This is a genomic window from Streptomyces sp. NPDC037421 (assembly GCF_055602105.1).
Map to the genome: position 1 here is coordinate 159,319 of NZ_JBVJWV010000014.1, position 15,796 is coordinate 175,114.

At 73.8% G+C, this 15,796-nt stretch carries 11 protein-coding genes; 6 read left to right on the forward strand and 5 right to left on the reverse strand.

Features of this window, described 5'->3' with window-relative positions; genetic code table 11:
• Positions 1–117 precede the first annotated feature (117 nt).
• Together ACZ7IF_RS21740 and ACZ7IF_RS21745 are read left to right on the forward strand one after the other, a co-directional pair.
• Complete coding sequence (locus ACZ7IF_RS21740) at positions 118–429, forward strand: DUF2530 domain-containing protein (RefSeq protein ID WP_470973601.1); 312 nt, start codon at positions 118–120, stop codon at positions 427–429.
• Positions 430–561: 132 nt separating this feature from the next.
• Complete coding sequence (locus ACZ7IF_RS21745) at positions 562–3,018, forward strand: HAD-IC family P-type ATPase (RefSeq protein ID WP_470973602.1); 2,457 nt, start codon at positions 562–564, stop codon at positions 3,016–3,018.
• Positions 3,019–3,038: 20 nt separating this feature from the next.
• Here ACZ7IF_RS21745 and ACZ7IF_RS21750 read toward each other — a convergent pair whose 3' ends face one another.
• The 5 genes from ACZ7IF_RS21750 to ACZ7IF_RS21770 all read right to left on the reverse strand — a co-directional run bounded on the left by ACZ7IF_RS21750 (position 3,039) and on the right by ACZ7IF_RS21770 (position 9,504).
• Complete coding sequence (locus tag ACZ7IF_RS21750; protein WP_470973603.1) at positions 3,039–6,149, reverse strand: sacsin N-terminal ATP-binding-like domain-containing protein; 3,111 nt, start codon at positions 6,147–6,149, stop codon at positions 3,039–3,041.
• Between the two features lie 55 nt (positions 6,150–6,204).
• Positions 6,205–6,822, reverse strand: a complete 618-nt coding sequence (locus ACZ7IF_RS21755) for a class F sortase (protein WP_470973605.1) — start codon at positions 6,820–6,822, stop codon at positions 6,205–6,207.
• Positions 6,815–7,582 carry a hypothetical protein gene (locus ACZ7IF_RS21760; RefSeq protein WP_470973606.1) on the reverse strand — a complete coding sequence of 256 codons (768 nt, stop codon included), beginning with the start codon at positions 7,580–7,582 and terminating at the stop codon, positions 6,815–6,817. The genes ACZ7IF_RS21755 and ACZ7IF_RS21760 overlap by 8 nt, the downstream gene beginning before the upstream one ends.
• A 323-nt stretch (positions 7,583–7,905) precedes the next feature.
• Entirely contained in the window at positions 7,906–9,024 is a 1,119-nt protein-coding gene (gene serC / locus ACZ7IF_RS21765; RefSeq protein ID WP_470973608.1) for a phosphoserine transaminase, read from the reverse strand.
• Between the two features lie 84 nt (positions 9,025–9,108).
• Complete coding sequence (locus ACZ7IF_RS21770) at positions 9,109–9,504, reverse strand: hypothetical protein (RefSeq protein ID WP_470973610.1); 396 nt, start codon at positions 9,502–9,504, stop codon at positions 9,109–9,111.
• 92 nt (positions 9,505–9,596) lie between these two features.
• Between ACZ7IF_RS21770 and ACZ7IF_RS21775 the strand changes: the two genes are divergently transcribed.
• The 4 genes from ACZ7IF_RS21775 to nadE all read left to right on the forward strand — a co-directional run bounded on the left by ACZ7IF_RS21775 (position 9,597) and on the right by nadE (position 15,539).
• Entirely contained in the window at positions 9,597–12,380 is a 2,784-nt protein-coding gene (locus tag ACZ7IF_RS21775; RefSeq protein WP_470973611.1) for an FAD-binding and (Fe-S)-binding domain-containing protein, read from the forward strand.
• Positions 12,381–12,427: 47 nt separating this feature from the next.
• Positions 12,428–13,435 carry an EamA family transporter gene (locus ACZ7IF_RS21780; protein ID WP_470973614.1) on the forward strand — a complete coding sequence of 336 codons (1,008 nt, stop codon included), beginning with the start codon at positions 12,428–12,430 and terminating at the stop codon, positions 13,433–13,435.
• 543 nt (positions 13,436–13,978) lie between these two features.
• On the forward strand, positions 13,979–14,698 hold the full coding sequence (locus ACZ7IF_RS21785) for a hypothetical protein (RefSeq protein ID WP_470973616.1): 720 nt from the start codon (positions 13,979–13,981) through the stop codon (positions 14,696–14,698).
• A 19-nt stretch (positions 14,699–14,717) separates the two neighbouring features.
• Entirely contained in the window at positions 14,718–15,539 is an 822-nt protein-coding gene (nadE, locus tag ACZ7IF_RS21790) for an ammonia-dependent NAD(+) synthetase (RefSeq protein WP_470973618.1), read from the forward strand.
• Positions 15,540–15,796 lie beyond the last annotated feature (257 nt).

The following is a 15,796-nucleotide window of genomic DNA, read 5'->3' on the forward strand; positions in this document are numbered from 1 at the left end:
GGGCGGTTCATACGAACGAATCCGGTCGTAGACAAACCGTTTCAGTATGAACACATGAACGAAGGGGCGTCCATCTCCGCGCGTAGACCCCAAAACGCGCCACCTAGACTTGGCTCCATGGCGAAGTGGACTGCGAAGCACGAGGCGCCCGAGCCCCTGGAGGGCCCGGTTGTCGCCACCATCACCGGCGGCACGATCCTCTGGTTCGCCATGTTCCTCGTCCAGCTGCCCTTCTACGGGTGGTTCGCCGACCGCGACCTGCTGTGGTGGGTGTGGACCTGCGCCGCCGGCGGCGGCCTCGGCCTGATCGGCATCTGGTACGTCCGCGGCCGCGACGCCGCCCTCCGGGCCCACGCGGCGGAACAGGCCGCCCGGGCCGCCGGGGACGGGGAGGCCGGACCGGCCGCGCAGGCGGGCGGCGGCGCGTAGCCTCCGGCGGCCCGGGCGCTGCCGCCGGCCGGCGGCGCGGGGTCGACCAGGGGACGATTCGGGTCATCCTGAAGTCGGATCTTCCGACCGCTCGGCGGGTGAAGCGTTCGAACCGCCTTTACCGTCGAAAGCATGACGCAGCGGGCGAGGATCGACCATGACGGGCCGGAACGGGCCGGCGGCGCCGCCATCGACGCGGGAGCCGAGCTCGACCCCGTGCACCCGGTGAAACCCCCCGCCCCCCGGTTCAAGCCGGCCGGCCTCAGCACCGCCGAGGTCGCCGAACGCGTCGCGCGCGGCGACGTCAACGACGTCCCCGTCCGCTCCTCCCGCTCCACCGCCGACATCGTCCGGGCCAACGTCTTCACCCGCTTCAACGCCATCATCGGCGTCCTGTGGGTGATCATGCTGATCGTCGCGCCCATCCAGGACAGCCTCTTCGGCTTCGTGATCATCGCGAACACCGGCATCGGCATCATCCAGGAACTGCGCGCCAAGAAGACCCTCGACGGCCTCGCCGTCATCGGCGAGGCCAAACCCAGCGTCCGCCGCGACGGCACCACCGCCGAGGTCTCCACCTCCGAGATCGTCCTCGACGACGTCATCGAACTCGGCCCCGGCGACAAGGTCGTCGTCGACGGCGTCGTCGGCGAGGCAGACGGACTGGAGATCGACGAGTCCCTCCTCACAGGCGAGGCCGACCCCGTCCTGAAGAAGCCCGGCGACCAGGTCATGTCCGGCTCCTTCGTCGTCGCCGGCGGCGGCGCCTTCACCGCCACCAAGGTCGGCCGCGAGGCCTACGCCGCCCAGCTCGCCGAAGAGGCCTCCCGCTTCACCCTCGTCCACTCCGAGCTGCGCTCCGGCATCTCCACCATCCTCAAGTACGTCACCTGGATGATGATCCCGACCTCCATCGGCCTGATCATCAGCCAGCTCGTCGTCAAGGACTCCAACCTCAAGGACTCCATCGCCCGCACCGTCGGCGGCATCGTCCCGATGATCCCCGAGGGGCTCGTCCTCCTCACCTCCGTCGCCTTCGCCATCGGCGTCATCCGGCTCGGCCGCAAACAGTGCCTCGTCCAGGAACTCCCCGCCATCGAGGGCCTCGCCCGCGTCGACGTCGTCTGCCTCGACAAGACCGGCACCCTCACCGAAGGCGGCATGGACGTCACCGAGCTCCGCCCGCTCGGCGGCACGGAAGCGGCGTACGTCAAGAAGGTGCTCGGCGCCCTCGGCGAATCCGACCCCCGCCCCAACGCCAGCCTCCAGGCCATCATCGACGCCTACCCCGACAGCGCCGAGTGGCGCTGCACCGAGTCCCTGCCCTTCTCCTCCGCCCGCAAGTACAGCGGCGCCAGCTTCAGCGAGGGCGACGGCGAGAACAACACCTGGCTGCTCGGCGCCCCCGACGTGCTCCTGCCCCCCGGGGACCCCGCGCTCGACGAGATCACCGGCCTCAACGAGCAGGGACTACGGGTCCTGCTGCTGGCCCGCTCCGCCCTCGAACTCGACGACCCCGCCGTCGCCACCGGGGTTCGGCCCACCGCCCTCGTCGTCCTGGAGCAGCGGCTGCGCCCCGACGCCGCCGACACCCTGCGCTACTTCGAGGACCAGGACGTCAAGGCGAAGGTCATCTCCGGCGACAACGCCGTCTCCGTCGGCGCGGTCGCCGGCAAGCTGGGCCTGCCCGGCGCGCAGAACACCGTCGACGCCCGCCGGCTGCCCGCCGAGCGGGCCGAGATGGCCGAGGTCCTCGACGGGAACTCCGTCTTCGGCCGCGTCACCCCGCAGCAGAAGCGGGACATGGTCGGCGCCCTCCAGTCCAACGGCCACACCGTCGCCATGACCGGCGACGGCGTCAACGACGTGCTCGCCCTCAAGGACGCCGACATCGGCGTGAGCATGGGCTCCGGCTCCGAGGCCACCCGGGCCGTGGCGCAGATCGTGCTGCTGAACAACAGCTTCGCCACCCTCCCCTCGGTGGTCGCCGAAGGGCGCCGGGTCATCGGCAACATCACCCGCGTCGCCACCCTCTTCCTCACCAAGACGGTCTACTCGGTACTGCTGGCGATCCTGGTGGTGTGCTCGCAGGTCGAGTACCCCTTCCTGCCGCGCCACCTCACCCTGCTGTCCACCCTCACCATCGGCATCCCGGCCTTCTTCCTGGCACTCGCCCCGAACAAGGAGCGCGCCAAGCCGCACTTCGTGAAGCGGGTGATGCGCTACGCGATCCCCGGCGGCGCCATCGCGGCCGTGGCCACCTTCGTGACCTACCTGATCGCCCGCGCCCACTACAGCGGGCCGGACTCCCTCAAGGCCGAGACCAGCGCGGCGACGCTCGCCCTGTTCCTGACCTCGATGTGGGTGCTGGCGATCATCGCCCGCCCCTACACGTGGTGGCGGGTGGCCCTGGTCGGCGCGATGGGCGCGGCCTTCCTCGTCGTCCTCGTCGTGCCGTGGCTCCAGGAGTTCTTCCAGCTCAAGCTGGAGGGCGTGACCATGCCGTGGATCGCCGTCGCGATCGCGGCGGCGGCCGCCGCCGCGATCGAGTTCACCTTCCGGTGGGTGGACCGGCGCTTCCGGGCGTAGGCGCCCGGCCCGGACAGGACCTAGTCGAACCACCTGTCCCGGGCCAGCTCCGCCGTCCGCGACGGGTCCTCCAGCAGGGCCGCCACCTCGAAGCGGCGCGGCCACTGCGACGCCGACCAGGCCAGGCCCGCCGCCACGCCCTCCAGGGTCGCCGCGTGCAGCACCCCGTCCGGGGTGAGCCGCCAGTCCAGCTCCGTGCCGCCCGCCACCAGCTCCTCGTGCTCCACGTACGTCGCCGGGGTGGTGGGGCCGAGCAGGACGCGCACCGACTCCGGCACCTCGTGCTCCTCGCCCGGCGTGCTCACCTCCGCCGGGACCGTCTCCGACAGCCGGCGCACCTGGAACAGGTCGGCCAGGTCCGCCGCGCGGGACGGGGAGACCGGCAGGAGGGGGAGGCCGGCCGTCAGCGGGAGGAGGTCGGGGGCGTCGGCGACGACCGCGTCGGCCGCGTCCACCACGACCACCTCGCCGTCCACCACCGCCCGCAGCTCGTCCGGCAGCGTCACCTGCTCCGGGTCCAGATCGGCCAGCGCCCCGTACAGGCCGTGCAGCTGGTGGCCGGTGACCTCGCGGTCCGGGTCGGCGAGGCGGCCCAGCAGTTCGGCGGCCCCGCCGGGCTCCTCCAGCAGGGCGCGCACGGAGGTGCGTACGCCCAGGGCCCGCAGCACCTGCTCGTCCTCGAAGCCCGTCGCGTCCGCCGGGGTGTACAGGCCCGCCAGCAGCGGATCGCCGCCCGCCGCCCGCAGCCCGGCGGGGCGGCGGCCGTCCAGCACCGGGTGGTCGCGCAGCCACCAGGCGGTGTACGGGCGCACCGACCGCGTGGTGCCGTCCGGGAGCAGGATCCGCACCGGCTGGGTGAGGGCGTCGCGCAGCGGGGGCTGCGCGAGCATCGCCAGGGCCTGGGGCCAGCGGTCGTCGTCGACGAGGTCCAGGTCCCGGACGGCGATCAGCTCGGTCGCCACCGGCGGCACCGGGGTGTCGGGGAACTGGTCGAGCAGGTCCTCGCACCACACGTCGACCGCGTCCAGCAGTCCGGCGTCATCGGGCTCGGCGAAGTCGCCCTCGCGGGGCTCCAGTTCGTCCGGGTCGAGGACCACGTCGGTCGCGCGGACCAGCTGGAACGCGGTCAGCACCCCGCACGCGGCCAGCGTGTCCGCGTCCCAGCGGGCGGCGAACTCGGCGTCCAGGCACGGGACCTCGTCCTCGCGCAGCACCGACGCCAGCGGGCTCCCGGCGAGCAGCAGCTCCCCGGCGGGGGTGAGCTCCCCGTCCTCGTCGGGCAGGGCCAGCGCGCCCAGCCAGGGCTCCTCGCCGGGGGCCAGGCCGGCCGCGCGGACCAGGGTCAGGACGGTGTCGGCGAGCTCGTCCGGGTCCGGCGCGTCCTCGTCCCAGATCTCGCCCGCGTCCAGGGAGGCGGCCACGGCGGCGCGGACCTGCGGGGTCGTCAGGACGGCGCGCGCGGTGGCGGGGAGCGCGCCCAGCTTCTCCAGCAGCGGGTGCGCGGCGTCCGGGTGGGCCACCTTCAGGCCGAGGCGGGCCAGGTCGGCGGGGGTGTCCGGGCCGGGCAGCAGGACGTGGCGCGGGCCGATGGTGGTGCGGCCGTCGGCGAGCGGCACGGGCAGGCCCGACAGCCGGTCGGGGTCCACGCCGGCCAGGGTGTCGTACAGGCGGTGCCACCAGTCCGGGGTGCGCTCGATGCCGGCGATCCGCTCGATGGCGTCGCCGAGCGGCAGCCGGCCGACGCCCAGGGTGCGCAGTTCGGGGCGGCGCTCCAGCCCGGCGGGCAGCAGTGTCGGGAGGACCTCCGCGAGGACCCGTACGGTGTCGGCGCCGGCGCCCTCCACGACCTCGGCCTCGAAGGGCCGCAGCGCCGGGAGCTCCTCGGTGGGGGCGGCCGGGGCGAGGAACGGGGTGCGGGGCAGCCGCTGGAGGACGGCGGCGCGCAGGGCGCCGTCGAGCGGGCTACCGCCGAGCGGACCGGGTACGAGGTCGACCAGGGCGGTGCTCACCGGGTCCCAGGCGTCGAGGAGTTCGGCGTACGCGTCGGCGGCGCGCTCCACGAGGAAGTCGGTCAGCGGGCCGGGCGCGGGGTGGCGGCGGGTGGTGTCCAGCGGCAGGGAGGCGATGAGCAGGGCGGGGATGCCGAGGGGCTCGTCGGTGGGGGTCGGGGCGTGCACGACGGGCGCGGTACGGGGGCGTACGGGCGCGCCGTCGGGGTCGACGGGGGCGGCCCAGGTGATCGTCCAGTCGGGCCGCAGCCGCTCCTCGACGGGCCGGTCGGCGAGCAGGGCGGGGTCGATGGGGCCGGTGTGGCGGACGGTGCGCCAGCGGTGGGTGCCGGAGGCGGAGTCCTCGATGACGGTGTACGGGCCGTCCATGCGCCGGAAGAGCACGCGGTGCCCGGCGGAGGGGGTTTCGACGACGACCTCGCGCAGCCCGGGCAGGGTCAGCAGCAGGGCGTCGTCGATGCCGGCCAGCAGGCGTTCGGTGAGGTCCTCGGCGGCGGTGTCGCGCAGCGGGAGGACCACGACGGTGTCGTAGCCCTCGGGTGCGGTGCCCTCGGCGGGCAGCGGCAGCCGCAGCAGCGGAACGTGGCCGTCGCGGCGGCGGAGTTCGTCGCCGAGGCCGGGGCTGCCGTTGGCGGCGTCCCGGGCCAGCTCGCGGGCCTCGGCGAGGGACCAGCGGACGCCGCCGTGGCGGCCGAGGACCGCCGGCTCGTCGGAGACGGCCAGGACGGCGGCGAAGCCGACGCCGAAGCGGCCCACGGAGCCCTGGTCGTTGTCCCGCTTGGCGGAGGCGCGCAGGGTGCTCAGCGACTCCACGCCGGTCGCGTCGAGCGGGGCCCCGGTGTTGGCGGCGGCCAGCACGGCGGGGCCGTCGGGTCCGGCGGGGTGCAGGGTCAGACGCAGCCGGCCGGGGACCTTGGCGCGGGCGGCGGCGTCGGCGGCGTTCTGGGCCAGCTCGACGACGAGCCGGTCCCGGTAGCCGCCGAGCGCGAGGTCCTCCTCGGCGTTGGCGTCCTCGCGGAAGCGGGCCGGGCCCGCGCCCCACGCGTCGAGCACCCCGCGCCGCAGCCGGGCGGTGCTGAAGGGGTCCACGCCGCTCTGGGCCGCCGTCACTCGCACGTTCACGCCGCTGCCTCCACCTGCCGCTGCCTCTGGAGTGCTGAAGGTATCGCGTGGGCGGCTACGCCTTGCCCGTGAGGTGGGCGAACACGACGACGTTGGAGTCCCAGTGGCGGTCGGCGGTGAGGTTGCCGCCGCAGGTGATCAGGCGCAGTTCGGCCTTGCCGTGGGTGTCGCCGTAGACCTTGTCGGTGGGGAAGGCGTCCTTCTTGAAGGTGTCGACCGAGTCGACGGCGAAGACGGCGGTGGTGCCGTCGGTGCGGTGGACCTCGATCTCCTGGCCCTTCTTGAGCGTCTTGAGGTTGTGGAAGACGGCCTTCGGGACCTGCGGGGTGTCCATGTGCCCGACGATCGCGGACGCGCCGGCCTCGCCGGGGGTGGGGCCGTCCTTGTACCAGGCGGCGTCCTCGGGTTTGGCGAAGTCGGGTTCCTGCATGACGCCTTGGACGTCGAGTCCGACGGAGTCGAGCGGGGCGTCGACCTTGATGCCGGGGATCTGGATCCGGTCGGGGACGGACGGGGGGAGGACGGAGGCGGCCGTCCGGGGGGTGGTGCCGTGTGCGGCGGCGCCCGCCGAGCAGCCGGTGGCCAGGGCCACGGCGAGGGCCGGGGCCCCCGCCAGGGCGGCGGCGCGGCGTGCGCGGCCGCCCCGGCGGCGGGAGGGGGCGGGCTCAGGCATCGGCGGGGGCCTGGCCGGTGTTGACGGAACCCTTGGGCGTCTTGTGTTCGGAGGGCTTCGGCGGGGCCGTCGGCTTCACGTCCGGGTCGCCCTTGGCCTCGACGGAGAACTTGGCGGTGTCGAACTTCTTGCCGCCCGCGAAGGCGTCGACCCCGTAGTAGCCGGTCCTGACGTCCTTGGCGACGGTCGCGGTGCCGGTGAAGGTGCCGTGGCCGTCGTTCTTCAGGTCGACCCGGCCGCCGGCGAAGGCGTCGGACTTCACGTGGGCGTCCTTGGCGGTGGTCTTGACGGTGACGGTGACCTTGTCGCCGGGGCGGCCGAAGTCCGTGGAGAGCCGGAGCGTGGAGGTCGGATTCGGGGCGTCTTCCTTCTTCACGGTGAGCTGCGCGGTGGCCTGGATCCTGGTGCCGTCGGGGGCGCTGCCGGTGAGGGAGACGCCGTAGGAGCCGTCCTTGACGTCGGTGACCTCGGCGGTGCCGCTCCAGCTGCCGTCCTTGCCCGGGGTGAGCTTGACGTCGCCGAGGGCGGCGGAGGAGACGGCGAGGTTCGTGGAGCCGGCCGGGGCGGTCACGGTGACGCTGACGGCGTCGCCGGGCTTCACGGGCGAGGAGGGCACCTCCACGCGGGCGGAGGCGGCGGGGTGCGTGCTCGCAGTGGCGGTGGGGGAGGGGGCGGGGGTGCCGACGGCGGAAGCGGCGGAGCCGCCGAGGACCAGCGACGTGGTGAGGGCCGCGGCGGTGAGGGTGAGTGCCTTGCGCATGAGTTCCTCCTGGACGGAACGGGCCGGGGGTCGTTCCCGGCACACCGGACAAGAGGGGCATTCAGGGTGTTCGGTTTCGGGGGCCGGGCGGCGTCCTGAGGGGCGGGCCGAAGGTCCCGGAGGGTGTATCCGCAGGTGGGGGCCGGGTGATGGGCGTCCGTTTGCATGGTGTTTGCCCCGAATTTCAGGACCAAAGTCCCGGGGTCCGAAGGGTCGGGCGTCCGAGGGTCCGAGGGGCCGAGAGGGAACGCCGGAGCCCCCGGCGCCGGGAAGGCGCCGGGGGCTCCACAGGTGCGGGTGCGAGGGGCGGGGGCCCCGTCGGGTCAGAGCTGCTCGATCACGTAGTCGATGCAGGCCGTCAGCGCCTGCACGTCCGCCGGGTCGATCGCCGGGAACATCGCGACGCGCAGCTGGTTGCGGCCGAGCTTGCGGTACGGCTCGGTGTCCACGATGCCGTTGGCGCGCAGCACCTTCGCCACCGCCGCCGCGTCGACGTCGTCCGAGAAGTCGATCGTGCCGATGACCGCGGAACGCTTGTCGGCGTCCTGCACGAACGGGTTCGCGTACTTCGACGCCTCGGCCCAGCCGTACAAGTTCCGCGCGCTGGCCGCCGTACGGCCCGTCGTGAACTCCAGACCGCCCTGCGAGTTCATCCACCGCAGCTGCTGGTCCAGCAGGAAGAGGGTGGACAGCGCCGGGGTGTTGTACGTCTGGTTCTTCAGCGAGTTGTCGATCGCCGTCGGCAGCGAGAAGAACTCCGGGATGTGCCGGCCCGAGGCGTGCACGCGCGCGGCGCGCTCCAGGGCGGCCGGGGAGAACGCCGCCAGCCACAGGCCGCCGTCCGAGGCGAAGGACTTCTGCGGGGCGAAGTAGTAGACGTCGGTCTCGGTGATGTCCACCGGGAGGCCGCCCGCGCCCGAGGTCGCGTCCACCAGGACGAGGGACCCGGCGTCCGCGCCCGCGACGCGCTTGACCGGCGCCGCGACACCCGTCGAGGTCTCGTTGTGCGTGTACGCGTACACGTCCACGCCCGCCTCGGCGACCGGCTCGGGGTGCGTGCCCGGCTCGGAGGAGATCACGGACGGCTCGTCCAGCCACGGCGCGAGCTTCGCGGCCTTGGCGAACTTCGACGAGAACTCGCCGAAGGTCAGGTGCTGGGACTTCTGCTCGATCAGACCGGCGGTCGCGATGTCCCAGAAGGCGGTGGAGCCGCCGTTGCCCAGGATCACCTCGTAACCCTCGGGCAGGGAGAAGAGGTCCCGGAGGCCCTCGCGCACCGAGCCGACCAGGTTCTTGACCGGGGCCTGGCGGTGCGAGGTGCCGAGCAGGGAGGTACCGGTGGCGGCGAGGGCGTCCAGCGCCTCGGTCCGCACCTTGGAGGGGCCCGCGCCGAAGCGTCCGTCGGCGGGCTTGATGTCAGCGGGAATCTGGATCTCAGCCACGAGCGGAGCGTATCGGGTCCCGGACCGGGCGTCGGAGGCGCGTCCACCCGGTGAGACGGACGGGCCCCTTCCGTGCACGGTGGTTCAGGCCGCGGCGTCGACGAGGAGCGCGACCCCCGCGATCAGTCCGGCGTACGCGAGCACGATCAGCAGGCTGACCAGGAGCACCAGCCAGCCGGCCAGGATGCCGAACAGGGCCGCGCCCCGGTCGCGGCCGCCCAGGCGTCTGGCGCGGCGCCGGCCCAGGTGCCCCGCGGGGATCGCGACGAGCCCGAACACCGCCATGGAGACGGTGTAGAGGTCGCCGAAGCCGAGCCACAGCAACGGCGTCGCGAAAATGCCGACGATCAGGCCGATGCCGCACGCGGCGGACCAGAAGCTGATCCGGGCGGGGGTGTTGCGGGCCACCGCCGCCGGGCCCACCGCCGGACCGGGTGTCCGCTCGGCGCCGGTGGTACTGCCGCTGGTACTGCTGGTCACGTCGGATCCCCCTCGTCAGGCCGGGCAGGCCGGCAGCCACTTTACGGAACCGTCGCTGTGCCGGGACGGGACGGCGGGGCGCCGGTGGGAAGGTGGGCGCCGTGACGTCACCCGGGGAACTCCAGCGGACATTGCGGGCAGAGCTGCGCGGGGAGGTCGACTTCGGTGCCGCCGCACGGGCCCTCGCGACCATGGACGCCTCGAACTACCGGCGGGTACCCGTCGGGGTCGTCGCCCCGCACGACGCCGAGGACGTCGCGGCCGCACTGCGGATCTGCGCCGACGCCGGGGTACCCGTCGTACCGCGCGGCGGCGCCACCTCCATCGCCGGGCAGGCGACGGGCACCGGGGTGGTGCTCGACCTCACCCGGCACATGAACGCCCTGGTGTCCGTGGACCCCGCGGCCCGCACCGCCGTCGTCCAGCCCGGGCTGGTGCTCGACCGGCTGCGCGACGCGGTCCGCCCCCACGGCCTCACCTTCGGCCCCGACCCCTCCACGCACTCCCGCTGCACCCTCGGCGGGATGATCGGCAACAACGCGTGCGGCGCCCACTCCGTCGCCTGGGGCACCACCGCCGACAACGTCGCGGAGCTGGCGGTGGTCCGCTACGGGGGCGCCGCCCACCGCATCGGGACGGGCTGGGCGGGGGCACCGGCCGGACTGCGGGAACTCGTCGAGGGCAACCTCGCCGTGCTCCGTACCGGCCTCGCCGCCGGATCCTTCTCCCGCCGCATCTCCGGCTACGGCGGGCTCGACGCCCTGCTCCCCGAACGGGGCGCACAGCTCGCGCGGGCCTTCTGCGGCAGCGAGGGCACCCTCGGCGTGGTCACCGAGGCGGTGGTGCGCCTCGTGGAGCCGCCGCCCGCGCCGGTCCTCGCGGTACTCGGCTACCCCGACGAGAGCGCGGCCGCGGACGCCGCCGCCGGGCTCCTCGGGCACGGGCCGCTCACGGTCGAAGGCATGGCCGAGGACCTGGTGCGCGGCGCCCGCGGACTGCCCCGGGGCGGGGCCTGGCTGTTCGTGGAGATGCCCGACGAGGGCGCCGGACGGCGCCTGCTGCGCGGGGCCGACGCGCTCGACGCGGCCCTCGTGACGGACCCGGCCGCGCAGCGCGCCCTGTGGCGGATCCGGGAGGACGCGGCGGGCACCGCCACCCGCACCCCGTCCGGCGCGATGGCCTGGCCGGGATGGGAGGACTGCGCCGTCCCGCCCGCCCGGCTCGGCGCGTACCTGCGGGAGTTCCGGGCCCTGCTGGCGGAACACGGGCTGCACGGGACCCCGTACGGACACTTCGGGGAGGGCTGCGTCCACGTCCGGATCGACTTCGACCTGGTCACGGCGGCGGGCGTGGCCCGCTTCCGCTCCTTCTCCACCGACCTGGCCGACCTGGTCGTCGCCCACGGCGGCTCCCTGTCCGGGGAGCACGGCGACGGACAGGCCCGCGCGGAGCTGCTGCCGCGGATGTACGGGCCGCGGGTCATGGGGCTCTTCGGGGCGTACAAGGACGTGTGGGACCCGGCGGGCGGCATGAACCCCGGGATCCTGGTCCGCCCGGCCCGGCTGGACGAGAACCTCCGCTTCGCGGTGGCGGGCTCCGGTGCGCCGTCGGGCCCGGCGCTGGGGCGGGAGGTGGTCCGCTGCGTCGGCGTCGCCAAATGCCGGACCACCGACACCGGCGGCCCGGGCGTGATGTGCCCGTCGTACCGGGCCACGGGGGAGGAACGGCACTCCACGCGCGGCCGGGCCCGGCTGCTCCACGAGATGCTGGCCGGGGAGGTCATCACCGGCGGGTGGCGCTCGCCGGAGGTCGCCGAGGCGCTCGACCTCTGCCTCGGCTGCAAGGGCTGCCGCAGCGACTGCCCGGTCGGCGTGGACATGGCCGCGTACAAGGCCGAGTTCCTGCACCACCACTGGACCGGCCGCCTCCGGCCCCTCTCGCACTACACCCTGGGGGGCCTTCCCACCTGGCTCCGGCTGATCGCCGGGCTGCGCGCGGCCGGCGCCGTCAACGCGGCCGGACGCCTACTGCGGGTGCCGGGGCTGGCCCGGGAACGGGCCCTGCCGGCGGTGGCGGCGGTGCCGTTCACCCGGGGGTGGCGCGCGCTGGGGGCGGAGGCGGGGGCGGGGGCGGCCGCCGGTGCCGGCGGGCCGGTGACCGTGACCCTGTGGCCCGACACCTTCACCGAGCACTTCACCCCCGAAGCCGGCCGGGCCGCCGTCCGGGTGCTCACGGCGGCCGGCCTCGGCGTCACCGTCCCCACCCGCCGCCGGGTGTGCTGCGGGCTCACCTACGTCTCCACCGGCCGGCTGGACCGCGCCCGCAGGGTGCTCCTGCGCACCCTGGACACCCTGGACACCCTGGGCGACCCGGATGCCCCGGGCGGCGTACGAGGACCCGTGCTGGTCCTCGAACCCAGCTGCGCGGCGGCCCTGCGCACCGACCTCCCCGCCCTCCTCCCCGACGACCCCCGCGCCCACCGCCTCGCCGCAGCCGTCCGCACGCTCGCGGAGACCCTGGAGGAACACGCCCCCCACTGGACCCCGCCCCGCCTGGACCGGCCCGTCGCCGGCCAGACCCACTGCCACCAGCACGCCGTCCTCGGCGACGCCGCCGACCGGCGGCTGCGCGCACGCGCCGGGCTGACGGGGGAGCTCAGCGGCGGCTGCTGCGGCCTCGCGGGCAACTTCGGCTTCGAGCCCGGCCACCACGCCGTCTCGGTGGCGTGCGCCGAGGAACAGCTGCTGCCGTCGCTGCGCACGGCGGCGGCGGGCACGGCGGTACTGGCGGACGGCTTCTCGTGCCGCACCCAGATCGCGCAGCTGTCCGGGCACCGGGCGCGGCACCTGGCGGAACTCCTGGCGGAGGGGTTGTAAGGCAGAACACTCGTGGATGGGCCTTACGCACCCCTTAGTCTGGATTCATGCCCGCACCATCCTCTTCGTCCCCGACGACCGCCGCCACGACGACCACCGCCCCGGTTTCCGCGCCGGTTTCCGGCCTGGTTTCCGGCCCGGTTCCCGGCCTGGTTTCCGGCCCGGTTCCCGGCCTGGTTTCCGCGCCGGTTTCCGCCCCCGCCCGGCCCTCACGGTTCGGGCCGGTCGCGCTCGTGGTCTCGGCCGGGGTGTCGGTGCAGTTCGGGGCCGCCCTCGCGGTGACGGTCATGCCCAGGGTGGGCGCGGCGGGCGTGGTCACCCTGAGGCTCGCGGCCGCCGCGCTGGTGCTGCTGGTCCTGTGCCGGCCCAAGGTGCGCGGGTACGGGCGTTCCGACTGGGGCACGGTCGTCGCCTTCGGCGTGGCCATGGCCGGCATGAACGGCCTCTTCTACCAGGCCATCGACCGCATCCCGCTCGGCCCCGCCGTCACCCTGGAGGTGCTCGGCCCGCTGGCCCTGTCCGTGATCGTCTCGCGCCGCCTGGTGAACCTGCTGTGGGCCGCCCTCGCCCTGGCCGGTGTCGCCCTGCTGGCCGGCCACGGCGGAGGAGGCCTCGGCGGCCTCGACCTGCTCGGCGCGGGCTTCGCGGTGGGCGCGGGCGCGATGTGGGCGGCGTACATCGTCTTCAGCGCCCGTACCGGCCGCCGTTTCCCGCAGGCGGACGGCTTGGCCCTGGCGATGGCAGTGGCCGCCGTCATCTCGCTCCCGCTGGGCGTGGCGGAGGCCGGCTCCGACCTCCTCACCCCGAGCACCCTGGCACTGGGCCTCGGCGTCGCGGTGCTGTCGTCGGTGCTCCCGTACACGCTGGAGCTCCTCGCCCTCCGCCGCCTCCCGGCCCCGACCTTCGCGATCCTGATGAGCCTCGAACCTGCCATCGCGGCGACCGCGGGCTTCCTGATCCTGAGCCAGGCGATGTCGGCGCTCGACGCGCTCGCGATCGCCCTGGTGATCGCGGCCAGCATGGGCGCGGTCCGGTCGCAGAGGGCAGCCGGCTGAGGGGTGGCGGTACCCCCTGGGGCGGTGTCAGGGAGGGTTCGGGGGTTTCCCGTCAGTCCCATCGTCCTTCCGTGTCGTGCCGGTCCCTCAAGGGCGCTCCTTCGTCGCGTCGCTACGCGATCGCCTTCGGCGACCCTTGACCGACCGTCCCGCCCCGGAAAGCCGAAAGACTGCCGGGAAACCCCCAAAAGAACGGCACGGTCGATGGTGGGAGGGACGGGTCTCTCAGCGATGAGGCGAGGGGCCGGGCCCCGGCCCGCCGGGCATCCGGGCCCCACGTCCCCGATTCCGGGCCAGGGGTCCGACTACCCGCACCACATGTCGACCAGAGCGGCCCGGGGAGCCCCCAGGCGCAGCAGATCGCTACGCGCTCCTCGGATTTCAGCGTCCGGCGACCGTCCGGGGCTGATACCCGCACCACATGTTGATCAGAGCGCTGTGGGGAGCGTACGAGCGCGGCAGATCGCTACGCGCTCCTCTTGTCTCGGCGGCTGACGGCCGTCCGGGGCCGATACCCGTGGACCTGGGCCCCATCATGAGGACATGCCGCACGTACTCGACGCCCCCGGAGGGCTGACCGACAGGGCGCGACGCTTCCTGTCCGCACGGGCCCGCACCGTTCCGTTCCCGAGGCTGGAGAACCCGGGCGACGCAGAGGTCGCCGAGCGGCTCGCGCCCTTTCCGGGTGTGCACAAGGACGTGGTCCTCGCCGGACTCCGCCGCGCGCAGGCCCGCTACGGCGGGCTGGTCTACAGGACTTCGGCATGGTCGTTCGAGGAGGAGATCCGGTTCCAGCCGTGGCCTTACTACGAGGCGAGTGCGGAACACGGGCCGCTGGGGGAGTTCATCGACCACGAGGTGGCGCATCCCTACACCGTGACGCTCCGGGACGACGGCGCGGTGGTGTACCGGTTCGGCCGGGACGTGGCGGTGTTCCCTGATCCGGACGCCCTCATCGAGGCGGACGCCCTGTACTGGGAGTGCGAGAGCTGGATTCCGGTGGTCGAGCCGAAGCCCATGCAGTCACCGGCCGGGGTGTGGGAGGCGGCGTCCCGACTGTCCTTGATCCGGGAGGGTTCGGGCCATACGGAGTGGTGGTGGGAGTCCGACGGGTTTCGGGTGCACTTGTGGCGAACGTTCGCGGAGCTGTTCGACCAGGAGCGGCTGACGAAATGGGGACTCTGGGCACGGGACGAGGCGGGGGTTCGGGCCGCGCACCGGTTCCTCGCGACCCTTCCGGCTAGGGTGGACGGCACATCGTGAACCGGAACAAGGAGCAGACGTGAGCGGCATCGCCCTGCAGCAGGAGATCGCCCGGGAACTCCAGGTCGCCGAGACCTTCGAGGCCGAGCAGGAGATCGAGCGCCGGGTGGCCTTCCTCACCGAGCGGCTGACCTCCACGGGTCTGCGGTCCCTCGTACTGGGCATCAGCGGCGGTGTCGACTCGACCACCTCGGGCCGGCTCTGCCAGCTCGCCGTCGAGCGGGCCCGCGAGGCGGGGCACGAGGCGCGGTTCTACGCGATGCGGCTGCCCTACGGCGTCCAGGCCGACGAGCACGACGCCCAGCTCGCGCTGTCCTTCATCCAGGCCGACCACGTCCTGACCGTGGACATCAAGCCCGCCAGCGACGCGGCGCTCGACGCCTCGGTGGCCGCCGGTGTGGCCTTCCGCGACGCCCACCACCAGGACTTCGTGCACGGCAACATCAAGGCCCGCCAGCGCATGATCGCCCAGTACGCGGTTGCCGGTGCGCACGCGGGTCTGGTGGTCGGCACCGACCACGCCGCCGAGGCCATCTCCGGGTTCTTCACCAAGTTCGGTGACGGCGCGGCGGACCTGGTCCCGCTGACCGGTCTGACCAAGCGCCGGGTGCGCGCCGTCGCCGATGCCCTGGGCGCTCCCGCCGAGCTGGTGTGGAAGACCCCGACGGCCGACCTGGAGACCCTCGACCCGGGCAAGGCCGACGAGGACGCCCTCGGCGTCACGTACGACGACATCGACGACTTCCTCGAAGGCAAGCCGGTGGACGCGCGTGCCTTCGAGACGATCGTCAACCGCTACCGCCTCACCGACCACAAGCGTCAGCTCCCCATTGCCCCCTGACGAGACGGCCGTCAGCCGCTGAGAAAAGAGGAGCGCGTAGCGATCTGCCGCGCCCGTACGCTCCCCACAGCGCTCTGATCAACATGTGGTGCGGGCATCGGCCCCGGACGGTCGCCGGACGCTGAAATTCGAGGAGCGCGTAGCGATCTGCTGCGCCTGGGGGCTCCCCGGGCCGCTCTGGTCGACATGTGGTGCGGGTAGCCGCGCCCCTGGTTCGGAATCTCGAACGCTGAGGGCCCGGATGCCCGGCGGGCCGG